This is a genomic window from Meridianimarinicoccus roseus (assembly GCF_003172915.1).
Taxonomy (GTDB): Bacteria; Pseudomonadota; Alphaproteobacteria; order Rhodobacterales; family Rhodobacteraceae; genus Meridianimarinicoccus; species Meridianimarinicoccus roseus.
In genome coordinates, this window is the sequence record NZ_QGKU01000031.1 from 80,276 (window position 1) to 93,077 (window position 12,802).

Below are 12,802 nucleotides of genomic sequence, written 5' to 3' on the forward strand. Positions count from 1 at the left end.
CCGACTTGATTTGACGCGGCAGCTTCGGCACGGTTCGCCTGATGGACGGCCCTACCGGCCAACCCGAACCGGAGGGCACGGATGTGGCCGAATTCACGATCTGCGCTTATAAGGACCAGGCGGCGCACGGTGCGGCAACCGGCATCCTGCCGGATGACGGCACCCTGACCGGGCATCACATGATCCCCGACCACTGTTTCTTCTATACGTCGGGTTTGCGCGGGAAAGGCTATCTGGGCGCGTTCTGGTGCCCGGGCGTGATGTTCTACGACATCAATGATGCCCCGGTGATCCTGCTCAGCGCGGACAACAATGGCGGGAAGTCGCGCAACCACGGCCTCGCCCATGCGGTGTTCGACCCGATCGAGACCACCGCGTCACAGACGGGCAACGAATGGACCTATGCCGAAGCGCGGGCTGCTGCTGTCAGGAGCATCGCAACTCAGTTTCCGCCTTCTGAAGCGACAGTGCGCGATGCGCTTGATAACTATTTTATCGCAACGCTAGGGATGACCGACGACACGGTGATCCGCGCAGGAGAGCATGGCACGATGGCATCGGCACCGGAGCCGCGCAGATCCGGGCGTGCCCCACGGGCCAAACTGGTCCCGTCCCAACGTTTCTCGCCGTACTAGGCTTGGCGTCCTGCTGCGACGCCGCGGCGATGTCCGGTCGCCGGGCGTCGCGGAAATTCTGGCGGGTCAGGCCAGCTTGTGTTCGGTGCGTTCCCAGCGGGCGTAGATGTAGATCAGAACCGCGATCGCGGCGGAGCCGACCATCAGATAGAACCCGATGAACCCGGCTGCCCCGAAAATCGTGGGCCGGGTGAAAAGGCTCAGCCACACGGTCAGGAACACCATCGCCACCGCCCCCGCGAACAGCAGCAGCACCGACCAGCGGTTGCGTTTCCACAGCAACCACGCCCCCGCCAGACCGCCCCAGACGCCGATTGCCCAGATCGCACTGACCCAGAGCGACAGCCCCGTCACCAGCACGGTGACATCGGGCGGGAACATCCCCAGATAGGCCGAGACGCCGAGCTTGCTGAGCGCGTAGTCCAGCGCCGCCAGCGCATAGAACACGAGGGTCAGGACCGCGACGGGCCAGTGATGCCACGGGGCTTTGGAAGTGGGGGTCATCGGTTACTCCGCCAGAATGTTCGCTGGCAGCAGAGTTGCCTTGCCCCGGCGTCTTGTCCAGCCAGAAGGTGACGCGGCGGTCACTGGAGGACCGAGTGTGGCGGCTGTGCCGGAGATGGAAAGGGCCGGACCGATGGACCCGGGCCCTTGTCGGGAGCCCCCGGCGCGCGCGCTTTCAATTGTCAGCGGACGCGGCGGCGCAGCATCATCAAACCGCCGAGGCCGCCCAGCAGCAGGGGCATCGCGGCGGGCAGCGGCACGCGCGGGGTCACGATCACCGCTTCGGACACGTTTAGGATGTCGAAGGCCCAGTTGCCTGTCCGGGCATCGCCGGTGACGTCACAGAACAACGGCGCGCCGCAACCGCCCGACAAGATGCCCGTGAAATTGCCCTGCCCGTCACGCCGGAAACCATCGGCGAGTTTGGGACCGTTGGCGAAGTTGTCATACTGCATGACGGAAACGGTATAGCTCCCCGCCGCGAGCGTGGTTTCGAGAAGCGTGTCGAACCCGACGCCTGTGACCGGACCGGGGGGCACGCTGGAGCCGTCGTCGTTCTGGTCGATCAGGACGCCCGATCCGTCGAACAGGGCAAGAATGGGATCGAAGCCGCCCGCTGCGATCACCGTTCCATCGGCCATCGTCCCACCGGCATACGAATAGGTGCGCAGAGTGACGTTGGAGGTCGCGCCGACGGTGAAATCGAACAGCGCCACATCATTGTCGGACGTCAAGGCGCCGATGAAGGAGAAATCCACGGCTGCAGCGCTTTGGGCCGTCAGGCCAAGCAGAAGGACGCAGGCTGTCGAGAAACGAGTCATTGAGAACTCCCCCAATAAGACGGTAGCTCTTTCATCTTTTTACACGGATCTCGGGACTGGCAAGACCACTTCCTGCCGTTGGGGGAAGCTTCTATGCCATTATCACAACAAGGGCGCGAGGGGATCATCCTTTGCCCGTTCCTCCGGTTAGAACGGGTGCAAGTAAGCCTTGAGCAGGAGCTTGGCGGGCCCTGAAAACGATCACGGTCAAAGCGCCGCGTGCACTGGTACCCGAGGCCGGACTCGAACCGGCACGCCTTGCGGCGGGGGATTTTGAATCCCCTGCGTCTACCATTCCGCCACTCGGGCCTCTGGCCGTCTCCGACCGGGCGAGGCTGTATGTGGCAGGATTCCGCGGCGCTCGCAAGGGGCCGTGCGCGGGCTGCGGCAGTCCGGGTTGCCACGCCGCGACGTTCACAGACTGCCGCTATTCCGATCATCGCGTATCGGACCTGCCACTTTGTATACAAAACTTGCGCATCTGGTCTGTTTTGTATGCCGCATCGAGGCACGTCCGCTGGACCCTGCCCTGCCCCGCCCTTCAGTTCAGCGCACGCAACCGCAACTGACGAAGGGGTCCGTCATGGACAGACGCAATTTCATCGCCGCCGGCGCCACGCTGGCCGCCGCACCACTTGCTGCGCCGTCGATCGCCCGCGCGCAGACCAGCTTCACGTGGAAGATGACCAACGCCTATGGACCCGGCTCGCCCTTCTATGTCGAGGGTCCCGGCAGCCCGACGGATTTCTGCCAGAAGGTCGAGGCGATGTCGGGCGGTCGCCTTCGCATCCAGCATTTCGCCGCGGGCGAGTTGATCCCGGCGCTGGAAGGGTTCGATGCCGTGCGCTCGGGCGCGGTCGAGATGAACGCAGCCAATGCCTATTTCTGGGCCGGCCGGGTCCCCGCCGCGCAGTATTTCACCACCGTCCCGTTCGGGCTGAATTTCCAGGGCATGAACGCATGGCTTTACCACGGCGGCGGGATGGCGCTGTGGGACGAGCTTTACGAACCGCTGGGCCTGAAGGCGCTGCCGATGGGCAATACCGGCGTGCAGATGACCGGCTGGTTCCGCGAACCGATCCAGAGCACGGCCGATTTCGAGGGGCTGAAGATGCGCATCCCCGGCCTTGCGGGCAAGGTCTATGCCGCGCTTGGCGTTGACGTGAAACTGCTGCCGGGCGGCGAGATCTTCCCGGCGCTGGAGCGCGGCGTGATCGATGCCGCGGAGTTCGTCGGTCCCTACCAGGACCGCCGCCTCGGGCTGCAGAACGCGGCCAAGTACTATTACACCACCGGCTGGCACGAGCCGTCCAACGTCACCGAACTGCTGATGAACAAGGCCGCATGGGACAGCCTGCCCGACGATCTGAAGGCGATCGTGCAGACCGCGGCGATGGCCTGCAACCTGGAAAGCCATACCTGGTGCGAGGCGAACAACGCCGCCGCGCTGCGCGACCTGGTCGAGAACGAGGGCGTGATCGCCGACGTGCTGCCCGCCGACGTTGTGGCCGAATTGAAGGCGGTGACCGACAGCGTGCTGACAGAAGCCGCGGCGACCGACCCGGCGCTCGGCAAGGTCCACGAAGCGTTCATGGCCTTCAAGGCCGAACACGGGGCTTGGGCGGCAGTGTCGGAAAAGCCGCTCTACAGCCTGTGAGCGGGGCATGATCCCGCTTGTGACACGGATCGCGGACGGGGCTTCGGCCACCGTCCGCATCATCGGCCATGTCGCGGCCTGGAGCGGGCTGGCGCTGGTGCTGCTGGTCGCGTTCAACGTGATCGCGCGCTATTTCTTTGGCTTCGGCACGGTCGCACTGCAAGAACTGGAATGGCATGTCATGGCCGTCTCCGCGCTGTTCGGCATGTCCTACGGGTTGAACCAGGGCGGCGAGGTGCGGGTCGACGTGCTTTATTCCGCGTTTCCGCCGCGGGTGCGCGCGATGATCGACCTTGCCGCCCATTTCGCTCTCTGCGCCGTCGCGCTGGTCATCGCCTACCTGTGCATTGCTTACGTGGAGGCGAGCTACAGCATCGACGAGGGGTCGCCCGACCCGGGCGGCCTGGGCTATCGCTATGTCCTGAAGGCCGCGCTTCCTGCCGCCTTCGCCCTGCTGGCGCTCCAGGCGCTGGCGATGGTTCTGCACGGCGCGCTGCGGCTTGTCGGCGCTTTGCCCCTTCCCGAGACCGACCGGAGCTAGACACCCCCCAATGCCGTTTACCGAAATCCTTGCGCTCTGCATGATCGGGGCGTTCTTCGTGCTGCTGATCGCGGGCATCCCCGTAGCCGTCTGCCTTGGCGTGACCGGCTTCGTCTTCGGCTATTTCGGCTTCGGACCTATGCTGTTCACGTTGATGCCCGCGCGCATCTTCGGCGTGGTGACGAACTACACGCTGCTTGCGCTGCCGCTGTTCATCTTCATGGGCATCATGCTGGAAAAATCGCGCATGGCCGAGGACCTGCTGGAGGTGATCGGGCTTGCGATGGGCGGGCTGCGCGGCGGCATGGCGCTGGCGATCATCCTCGTCGGCGTGCTGATGGGCGCGGCGTCGGGCGTGGTCGGCGCCACCGTCGTCACCGTCGGGCTGATCGCGCTGGGGCCGATCATCAACCGCGGCTACGACGCCGGCGTCGCATCGGGCGTGATCTGCGCATCGGGCACGCTGGGCCAAATCATCCCGCCCAGCCTCGTGCTGATCCTGCTGGCCGACATCATGGGCGAAAGCGTGGGCACGCTTTTCGCGGCCGCACTGATCCCGGGGCTGATGCTGGCAGGTTTGTTCGTAACCTACGTGCTGCTGCTGGGCGTGATGCGCCCTGCCGCGGTGCCCGCCATTCCGTCCGAGGAACGCGCGAACTACTCGCGCCGCGATCTTGCCGGAAAGCTGGTCAAGGTGGTGCTGCCACCGCTGGTGCTGATCTTCCTCGTGCTCGGCTCGATCATCGGGGGCGTCGCCGCCCCGACCGAGGCCGCGTCGATGGGCGCGTTCGGGTCGATCGTGCTTGCGGCGCTGGCGGGGCGGCTGAGCTACACGGTGCTGCGCGACACGGTACGCGCGGCCTTTGTCACCTCCGCGATGGTGTTCCTGATCCTGATCTTCGCGCAGCCGTTCGGTCTTGCCTTTCGCGGCCTCGGGGGCGAGCGGCTGGTGCATGACGCCTTCGGCGCGGTGCCCGGCGGGTTCGAGGGACAACTGCTGTTCCTGATGCTGCTGCTGTTCGTGCTGGGCTTCTTTCTGGAATGGATCGAGATTTCGTATATCGCGCTGCCGCTGTTCCTGCCGGTCTTCCTGGCGTCAGGAGCGGACATGGCGTGGATCGCGATCCTCGTGGCGATGAACCTGCAGACCTCGTTCCTGACACCGCCCTTCGGCTGGGCGCTGTTCTTCCTGAAGGGCGTTGCCCCGCCCAGCGTCACGACCGCGCAGATCTATCGCGGCGTGGTGCCCTTCATCGGATTGCAGGGTATCGCGCTGGCGCTTGTGTTCCTTTTTCCCGGGCTGGCCTTGTGGCTGCCCGCAACGATCGGGTGGTAGATCATGCTTCAGGCCGCAACTGGATTTCGCGGGGCGATCAGCGCGCCCCATCACGCCGCAGCACTGGCCGGGCGCGATGTGCTGGAGGAAGGCGGATCGGCGATCGAGGCGATGGTGGCCGCTGCCGCCGCCGTCGCGGTGGCCTATCCGCACATGAACGGCATCGGCGGGGATGGCTTCTGGCTGATCCACCGGCCGGGCGTGCCGCCGCTGGGCATCTTCGCGGGCGGACAGGCCGCCGCGCTCGCCACGCCGGAGTGGTATAAGGCGCAGGGCCACCCGGACGCGATCCCGCCGCGCGGCGGGCTGGCCGCGCTGACCGTGCCCGGCACGATCGGCGGCTGGGAAGCGGCGCTGGCGCTGGTGTCGCCGGACCGCGCGCTGCCCCTGGACCGGCTGCTCGCCCCGGCGATCCGGCTGGCCGAGGACGGGTTCGCGGTCACCGGCAACCAGTCGGCCTGCACCGCCGACAAGCTGGACGGGCTGCGCCACGTGCCCGGTTTCGCGCCTGCCTTCCTGACCGATGGCGCGGTGCCCGCCCGCGGCGACCGGATGACCTTCCCGGCGCTGGCGGGCACGCTGCGGCGGCTGGCGGCGGACGGGCTGCGCAGCTTCTATGACGGGGACATCGCGCGGGCCCATGCAGCTTTCCTGGAGGCGCAGGGCAGCCCGCTGCGGGCAGAGGACTTCGCCGCCTATGCCGCGCAGCAGGTCCGCCCGCTGGCGGTGGAGACGGCGCAGGGCCGGGTCTACAACATGACGCCGCCCACGCAGGGGATCTCGTCGCTGATGATCCTCGGGCTGTTCGACCGGCTCGGCGTCGCCGAGGGCGAGGGCTTCGCCCATGTGCACGGGCTGGTGGAGGCGACCAAGCAGGCCTTCATCCTGCGCAATGCCGCGCTGGGGGACACGCCGGCGATGCGCAAGGTCGCCGAGGGCTGGCTGGACACGGCCGAACTGGACCGGCTGGCCGCGCGCATCGACATGACCCGCGCCCTGCCCTGGCCGCACGCGCCCAAGGCGGGCGACACGATCTGGATGGGCGCGACCGATGCCGATGGACTGACCGTCAGCTTCATACAGAGCGTGTTCTGGGAATTCGGGTCGGGCCTGACCTGCCCAGACACCGGCGTATGCTTCCAGAACCGCGGCGCGGGCTTTTCGCTGGCGGACGGCCCGAACAGGCTCGCGCCCGGCAAGCGGCCGTTCCATACGCTGAACCCGGCGCTGGCGCTGCTGTCGGACGGGCGGACACTGGCCTATGGCACGATGGGCGGCGAGGGCCAGCCGCAGACGCAGGCGGCGGTCTTCACCCGCTATGCCCGGTTCGGCATGGGCCTGCAGGAGGCAGTGACCGCCCCGCGTTGGCTGCTGGGCAAGACCTGGGGCGCCGGCACCACGTCGCTGAAGCTGGAGGACCGGTTCGACCCGGCACTGGTAGCCGCCCTGCGGGACGCGGGCCACGAGGTCGAACGGCTGCCAGCCTTCTCGGACCTTGCGGGGCACGCGGGCGCGGTGGTGCGCCACGCGGGCGGACTGATCGAGGCGGCCGCAGACCCGCGTGCCGACGGCGCCGCGCTGGCGGACTGAACGCATGGGTGCCCTGTCTGCCACGGACCTCGCGGGTCTGGCCGCGGGGCTTGTCGTCGCCGCCAGCGCCGCAGGGCTGATGGCCGGCCTTCTGGGTGTCGGCGGCGGTATCGTTCTGGTGCCCGTGCTGTTCTGGGCGCTGACCTTCACCGCCTTCCCCCCGCAGATCGCCATGCACATGGCGATCGCCACGTCGCTGGCCAGCATCATCTTCACCTCGGTCGCGTCGGCGCGAGCGCATGACCGGCGCGGCGCGGTGGACCGCGGCCTGCTGCGGTTGTGGGGGCCGGGCATCGTGCTGGGCGCGCTGACCGGCGGCTTGAGCGCGCATTTCATCGACGCGGACGCGCTGCAGGCGGTGTTCGGGATCATGGCGCTGCTGGTCGCCGCAAACATGGCGCTGCCGCGCGCGCTGGTGATCGCGCCCGCCCTGCCCGGCGCGCGGGCGCTGAACGGGGCGATGGCGGCGGGCACCGGGCTGCTGTCGGCGCTGATGGGCATCGGCGGGGGCACGCTGTCGGTGCCGATCCTGTCCGCCTTCTCGGTCGAGACCCGGCGCGCGGTGGGGACAGCCTCGGCCTTCGGTTTCCTGATCGCGGTGCCTGCGGTTGCGGGCTTCGTTGCCGCCGGCTGGCACGTGCCCGGACGCCCGCCGCTGTCGGCGGGCTATGTGAGCCTCGTCGGGGTTGCGGTGATACTGCCGTTCTCCATCGGCCTCGCGCCGGTCGGCGCGGCGCTGGCCCACCGCATCGACACCGCGTGGATCCGCCGGATCTTTGCAGTCTTCCTGCTTCTGACGGCGCTGCGGATGCTGCTTGGCTAGCGCCGTGCGGGCACCGCGAAGGCCACGCAGGGCACGCAGGGCACAGGATGCGCGGCGCGGCGCGATCAGGGCATCCGGGTCAGAACCTCGCGCGCGGCGCTGATCAGGTGGCGGCGAAGCGTGCGGTCGGCTTCCGCAGGGTCGCGATCGAGAATCGCATTGACGATCGCGCCGTGCTCTTCGTTCGAGCGCGCGATGCGTTCGGCGCTCTGCAACTGCGACTTTCGGAACGGGGCGAGCTTCAGGCGCAGCGTTGCGCCAAGCTCGATCAGGTCGGGGTTGTGCGTGCCGTGCAGGATCAGTTCGTGGAAGGTGGCGTTCGCCGTCTCGTAGGCAGAGGCGTCGCCCTGCCCGGTGATCTCGCCCATCCGGCGGTGCAGATCCTCCAGCCCGGCGCGTTCCCCGATGCTCATGCGTTCTGCCGCAAGCCGCCCGCACAGCGCCTCGATTTCGCCCATCGCATCGAACATCTCTTCCACGCGGTCGCGGGTGATCTCGGTCACGACGACGCCGCGATAGTGGATGCGCTGCGCGAGCGACCGGGCGACCAGCGCGTGCAGCGCTTCGCGCACAGGGGTACGGGAGACGCCAAAGCGCCGTGTCAGGCTTTGTTCGTCCAGCCGCGTGCCTGCCGCGATCTGCCCGGCGATGATCTCGGCTTCGAGCTGCGCTGCGATCATCGTGCTGTGAACCCTGCGCGCCGGACGCGCGGCACCGGAACGGCGGCCCGGGGAATGACGGTCGTCCTTCATTGCGCAAGGCTACTCTGCCACGCGGCGCGGCGGAACTGTTTTCCGCGTCGCGCGATGAAATAACCGGCGCGCACTACGTTCAGCACTTAACTTGGAGGGGAAAAGACAGGGGCCGCATGGGGCGACACCCTGCATGGTCGGGGCGAGAGGATTCGAACCTCCGACCTACGGTACCCAAAACCGTCGCGCTACCAGGCTGCGCTACGCCCCGACTGCGCGTGTCTCTAGCCGCCCCGGCGGCCGAAGGAAAGCGTCAATTGTCTGTGCAGGGCCATACGGCTTCCGGGCCGATGGACGGGTGCCGCATCTCGGTGCCCGGCCCGATGCCGAATGCTTCCGCAAGGCCGCCATTGATCTCTAGTACGTATTGCACGCCGGGGCCGCCGCGGATCGCCGTTTCGTCCAGCGGCACCGCTTCCGCGTGAACACGGGTGACTTTGCCATGCGCGTCGGCGAACACCATGTCCAACGGGATGAGCGTGTTGCGCATCCAGAACGATACCGATTGCGGGCGGTCGTAGACGAACAGCATTCCCGCCCCGCGCGGCATGCTTTCGCGGTGCATCAGGCCCTGCGCCCGTTCTGCGCCGGTATCGGCAACCTCGACCGTGAAGCGCGCTGCGCCCCACGGGCCGCGCAGGTCGATCCGGTCCGGCGCGCAATCCGCCAGAGCCGCCCCCGCCGCGAGGCAGAGCGCGACCACGGCAGCTGCCACGCCGCCGCCAAGCCTCATGCGTCGTCCTCTTCCTGGTAGAGCGCGTGTTCCCAGGCATAGACCCGCAGGGCCATCAGCCCCCGGCGCCCTTCAACCACGCGCACGCACACGGCCTCGCCCGGTTGCAGGTCAGCCAGGCCGGACCGGCGCAGCACCTCGATGTGCACGAAGATGTCGCCGGGTTGCCCGAACGCGTTGGCGAAGCCAAAGCCCTTGGCCTTGTCGAACCACTTGACCCGCGCGGGCTCCAGCGGGCCGGCGGCGCTGATGTCCACATCCTCGCCGAAATAGCTTGTGTCGGTTTCGTCGGGTTTTGGCGGGTCCACGCGCAGCACTTCGACCGCCTGGCGGCCACGCGGGGTTTCCGTGACCGCGATCTCGACCAGCGCGCCATCCGCGACGGAACTTTGCCCAAAAGCGCGCAGCACGTTGGCATGGAGCAGGATGTCGGCGCCGCCACTGTCGGAAACCACGAAACCGAACCCCTTGGCGGGATCGAACCACTTGACCTGCCCGCTCAGGATCTCCGGGATATCTTCGTCTGGGGTGTCAGGGAAATGGGTCAAGTCAATCAACTTTCGAAATCAAGGGCCGCATCCGACCGGGTGCTGGGCCCGAGCGGATACGGCACAACCGTGCATATGTCGCCGGGCGCGCCAGACACCGCGGCAGAGGCGCGCCGCTACTCTCAGCGGCACGTTGGGTCAAGAGGTCGTGCCATGACGCGGTCATGGAAACAACCGGGTTACAGTCCAGTTTGACGCTGCGCCACTTCTTGTCCAGCGAAACCTGTCATGCAGCCGGTAGGCCCCATCGGCCCAGAATTCGATTTCGACCGGCGTGATCCGGTAGCCGCCCCAGTGGGGCGGACGCGGCGGCGCATCGCCAAGCGTGCCGGTCAGGCGGTCCACCTCGGCGATGAGCGTCTCGCGACTGTCGAGCGGACGGGACTGTTTCGAGGCCCAGGCGCCGATGCGGCTTTGCACCGGGCGGGCGTTGAAATAGGCGTCCGACCGGCCCGCCTCGGCCCGCGCGACCGGGCCGCGCACGCGGATCTGGCGACGCAGTGTCTTCCAGTGGATGACGAAAGCCGCCTTTCCCGCGGCGTCGAGTTCCAGCCCCTTGGCACTTTCGTAATTCGTGTAGAACACGAAACCGTCGTCGTCGATTTCCCGCATGAGCACGACCCGAACGTTCGGAAGACCGTCCCGATCGATGCTCGCCAGTGCGGCGGCATCTGGATCGTTCGGCTCGGTTTCCGTCGCTTCGGCCATCCAGGCCCTTGAGATTGCGAAAGGATCATCCCCCGCGAATATACCTTCCCGTTCCGACAAGTCGTTCCCCCACACACGCAACAACGCCGAACCATCGTCCCCCGATCAGATCCTTCGATCCGGTCCCCACAGAGGGCGGCATGTCTTGATGCCGGACGGGCAATGGCCTACACGACCTCAAATCTATCGTGCGCGGAGAACAGAGAATGTCAACAACGCTGATGAGTGGGAAACGCGGCCTCATCATGGGGTTGGCGAACGACAAGTCGATCGCCTGGGGTATCGCGAAAGCCTGCGCCGACCACGGGGCGAAGCTGGCATTCTCCTACCAGGGGGGGGCGCTCAAGAAGCGGGTCGAACCGCTGGCGGCGCAGCTTGGCTCCGACATTCTGGTGGAATGCGACGTGAGCGAGCCTGCCTCGCTCGATGCGCTGTTCGCCGAACTGGAACGGGTCTGGGGGCGGCTCGATTTCGTCGTGCACGCGATCGGCTTTTCCGACAAGGGCGAACTTCGCGGCCGCTACGTGGACACGACGCCCGGGAATTTCCGCACGACGATGGATATTTCTGTCTACTCCTTCACCGCCGTCGTGCAGCGCGCCGAGAAGCTGATGTCCGAGGGTGGTTCGTGCCTGACGCTGACCTATTACGGTGCCGAACGGGTGATGCCGCATTACAACGTGATGGGTGTGGCCAAGGCGGCACTGGAGGCATCGGTGATGTACCTGGCCGAGGATCTCGGCAAGAAGGCGATCCGCGTGAACGCGATCAGCGCCGGACCGATCAAGACCCTTGCCGCCAGCGGCATCGGCGATTTCCGCTACATCATGAAGTGGAACGAATACAACTCGCCCCTGCGCCGCAACGTCACCCAGGAGGAGGTCGGCAAGGCCGCCGTCTATCTGCTCTCCGATCTCGGGTCCGGAACGACGGGCGAAAATCTGCATGTGGACGCGGGGTATCATGTCGTGGGCATGAAGGCGGTCGACGCGCCGGATATCGCCAAGTCATGACACCGACGCTGTTCCTGACGGTGGTCGCGCTGCACGTGATGGCGGCGATCAGCCCGGGGCCGTCCTTCGTCGTGTCGGTGCGCGTTGCAGTCAGCGAAGGCTTCCGCCCGGCGCTTGGAGTCGCCTTTGGCTTCGGGCTGGGCGCGGCGATCTGGGCCGGAGCCGCGCTGGCGGGGCTGGCCGCGCTGTTCGCGGTGGCGCCGCTTGCGTTGAGCGTGTTGAAATGGCTGGGGGCCGCGTTTCTTCTGTGGCTGGCCGTGCAGATGTGGCGCCATGCGCGCGAACCGATCGCAACGCCCGAACTGGGTGCGATGCCGCGCGGGATACTGTCGGCGATCCGTCTCGGTCTGACGACCCAGCTTGCCAACCCCAAGGCCGCCGTTTTCTTCGGCGCGGTCTTCGCGGGGCTTGTGCCGCCGGACACGCCGTTGCCGGTGCTGGGCGCGCTTCTGGCCGCGATCCTCGTCAATGAAACGCTCTGGTACGCCGTCGTCGCGCGGCTGTTTTCCGCCGCCCGCGCACGCGCCGTCTATGCCCGGATCAAGACCGGGATCGACCGTGCCTTCGGCGGGCTTCTCGCGGCGCTCGCCGCCAAAATCGCAATCGGGTAAGGGGCGCGCGCATGACCGACAGACTGCCGCATGAAAAGGGGTTCCATGTCAGCTGGGACCAGATCCACCGTGACAGCCGGGCGTTGGCCTGGCGGCTGGACGGGCACGGCCCGGACGACGGCGGCTGGCGCGCCGTGGTTGCCATCACCCGCGGCGGCATGGCCCCGGCGATGATCGTTGCGCGCGAACTGGACATCCGCACCGTCGATACGATTTCGGTCAAAAGCTACAACAACCAGACCCAGAGCGAGCCGCGCATCATCAAGTCCCCCGACATGGAGATCGTCGGCGACGGCACCGGCGTTCTCATCGTGGACGATCTGGTCGACACCGGCCGAACGCTGGAAGTGGTGCGCGCGGTGATGCCCAAGGCGCATGTCGCCACCGTCTACGCCAAGCCGAAGGGTCGCCCGCAGGTCGACACCTTCATCACCGAAGTGAGCCAGGACACCTGGATCTTCTTTCCCTGGGACATGGCGCTGCAATACGTCGAACCCTATCGCGGCGCCTGAGCGCGGCGCGCGCGGCGG

15 protein-coding genes and 2 tRNA genes are annotated in these 12,802 nt (G+C 67.1%); 9 read left to right on the forward strand and 8 right to left on the reverse strand.

Translation table 11 applies throughout. The features are described from left to right. The first annotated feature begins 83 nt into the window (after positions 1-83). Complete coding sequence (locus DKT77_RS08675) at positions 84-635, forward strand: hypothetical protein (RefSeq protein ID WP_146204982.1); 552 nt, start codon at positions 84-86, stop codon at positions 633-635. Positions 636-701: 66 nt separating this feature from the next. On the opposite strand, the gene DKT77_RS08680 is transcribed toward DKT77_RS08675, so the two are convergent. From DKT77_RS08680 to DKT77_RS08690, 3 genes are all read right to left on the reverse strand, one after another. Beyond that, positions 702-1,139 (reverse strand): hypothetical protein, encoded by a 438-nt coding sequence (locus tag DKT77_RS08680; protein ID WP_109811311.1) that lies wholly within the window; start codon positions 1,137-1,139, stop codon positions 702-704. 182 nt (positions 1,140-1,321) lie between these two features. After that, the gene (locus tag DKT77_RS08685) at positions 1,322-1,960 is read right to left on the reverse strand and encodes a DVUA0089 family protein (protein ID WP_109811312.1); all 639 of its coding nucleotides are present in this window, start codon (positions 1,958-1,960) and stop codon (positions 1,322-1,324) included. A gap of 225 nt (positions 1,961-2,185) precedes the next feature. After that, positions 2,186-2,269, reverse strand: a tRNA-Leu gene (locus tag DKT77_RS08690). A gap of 274 nt (positions 2,270-2,543) precedes the next feature. Here DKT77_RS08690 and DKT77_RS08695 point away from each other — a divergent pair. The 5 genes from DKT77_RS08695 to DKT77_RS08715 are packed head-to-tail and all read left to right on the forward strand — an operon-like array spanning position 2,544 to position 7,907. After that, positions 2,544-3,617: a TRAP transporter substrate-binding protein gene (locus tag DKT77_RS08695; RefSeq protein WP_109811313.1), complete on the forward strand. Its 1,074-nt coding sequence runs from the start codon at positions 2,544-2,546 to the stop codon at positions 3,615-3,617. Positions 3,618-3,624: 7 nt separating this feature from the next. Next, on the forward strand, positions 3,625-4,158 hold the full coding sequence (locus DKT77_RS08700; RefSeq protein WP_109811314.1) for a TRAP transporter small permease subunit: 534 nt from the start codon (positions 3,625-3,627) through the stop codon (positions 4,156-4,158). Positions 4,159-4,168: 10 nt separating this feature from the next. Then, the gene (locus tag DKT77_RS08705) at positions 4,169-5,494 is read left to right on the forward strand and encodes a TRAP transporter large permease (RefSeq protein WP_109811315.1); all 1,326 of its coding nucleotides are present in this window, start codon (positions 4,169-4,171) and stop codon (positions 5,492-5,494) included. A gap of 3 nt (positions 5,495-5,497) precedes the next feature. Beyond that, entirely contained in the window at positions 5,498-7,084 is a 1,587-nt protein-coding gene (locus DKT77_RS08710) for a gamma-glutamyltransferase family protein (RefSeq protein WP_109811316.1), read from the forward strand. Positions 7,085-7,088: 4 nt separating this feature from the next. Then, on the forward strand, positions 7,089-7,907 hold the full coding sequence (locus DKT77_RS08715; protein ID WP_109811317.1) for a sulfite exporter TauE/SafE family protein: 819 nt from the start codon (positions 7,089-7,091) through the stop codon (positions 7,905-7,907). Positions 7,908-7,972: 65 nt separating this feature from the next. Here the strand turns inward: DKT77_RS08715 and DKT77_RS08720 are convergent, their stop codons facing one another. The 5 genes from DKT77_RS08720 to pdxH all read right to left on the reverse strand — a co-directional run bounded on the left by DKT77_RS08720 (position 7,973) and on the right by pdxH (position 10,708). Beyond that, positions 7,973-8,587 (reverse strand): GntR family transcriptional regulator, encoded by a 615-nt coding sequence (locus tag DKT77_RS08720; RefSeq protein ID WP_238547761.1) that lies wholly within the window; start codon positions 8,585-8,587, stop codon positions 7,973-7,975. A gap of 206 nt (positions 8,588-8,793) precedes the next feature. Next, positions 8,794-8,870 (reverse strand) — tRNA-Pro (locus DKT77_RS08725). Between the two features lie 42 nt (positions 8,871-8,912). After that, complete coding sequence (locus DKT77_RS08730; protein ID WP_109811319.1) at positions 8,913-9,392, reverse strand: DUF192 domain-containing protein; 480 nt, start codon at positions 9,390-9,392, stop codon at positions 8,913-8,915. Further along, positions 9,389-9,940 carry a cold-shock protein gene (locus tag DKT77_RS08735; protein WP_109811320.1) on the reverse strand — a complete coding sequence of 184 codons (552 nt, stop codon included), beginning with the start codon at positions 9,938-9,940 and terminating at the stop codon, positions 9,389-9,391. Before DKT77_RS08735 ends, DKT77_RS08730 begins: the two co-directional genes overlap by 4 nt. Before the next feature lie 162 nt (positions 9,941-10,102). After that, positions 10,103-10,708: a pyridoxamine 5'-phosphate oxidase gene (pdxH, locus tag DKT77_RS08740; protein WP_109811399.1), complete on the reverse strand. Its 606-nt coding sequence runs from the start codon at positions 10,706-10,708 to the stop codon at positions 10,103-10,105. Between the two features lie 146 nt (positions 10,709-10,854). On the opposite strand from pdxH, the gene fabI reads away from it, so the two are divergent. Genes fabI through gpt form a run of 3 tightly spaced genes read left to right on the forward strand, consistent with a single transcriptional unit; the run spans position 10,855 to position 12,784 of the window. Beyond that, entirely contained in the window at positions 10,855-11,661 is an 807-nt protein-coding gene (gene fabI, locus DKT77_RS08745) for an enoyl-ACP reductase FabI (protein ID WP_109811321.1), read from the forward strand. Continuing rightward, entirely contained in the window at positions 11,658-12,272 is a 615-nt protein-coding gene (locus DKT77_RS08750; RefSeq protein WP_109811322.1) for a LysE family translocator, read from the forward strand. Before fabI ends, DKT77_RS08750 begins: the two co-directional genes overlap by 4 nt. A gap of 11 nt (positions 12,273-12,283) precedes the next feature. Then, on the forward strand, positions 12,284-12,784 hold the full coding sequence (gene gpt / locus DKT77_RS08755) for a xanthine phosphoribosyltransferase (RefSeq protein WP_109811323.1): 501 nt from the start codon (positions 12,284-12,286) through the stop codon (positions 12,782-12,784). Positions 12,785-12,802: the final 18 nt, after the last annotated feature.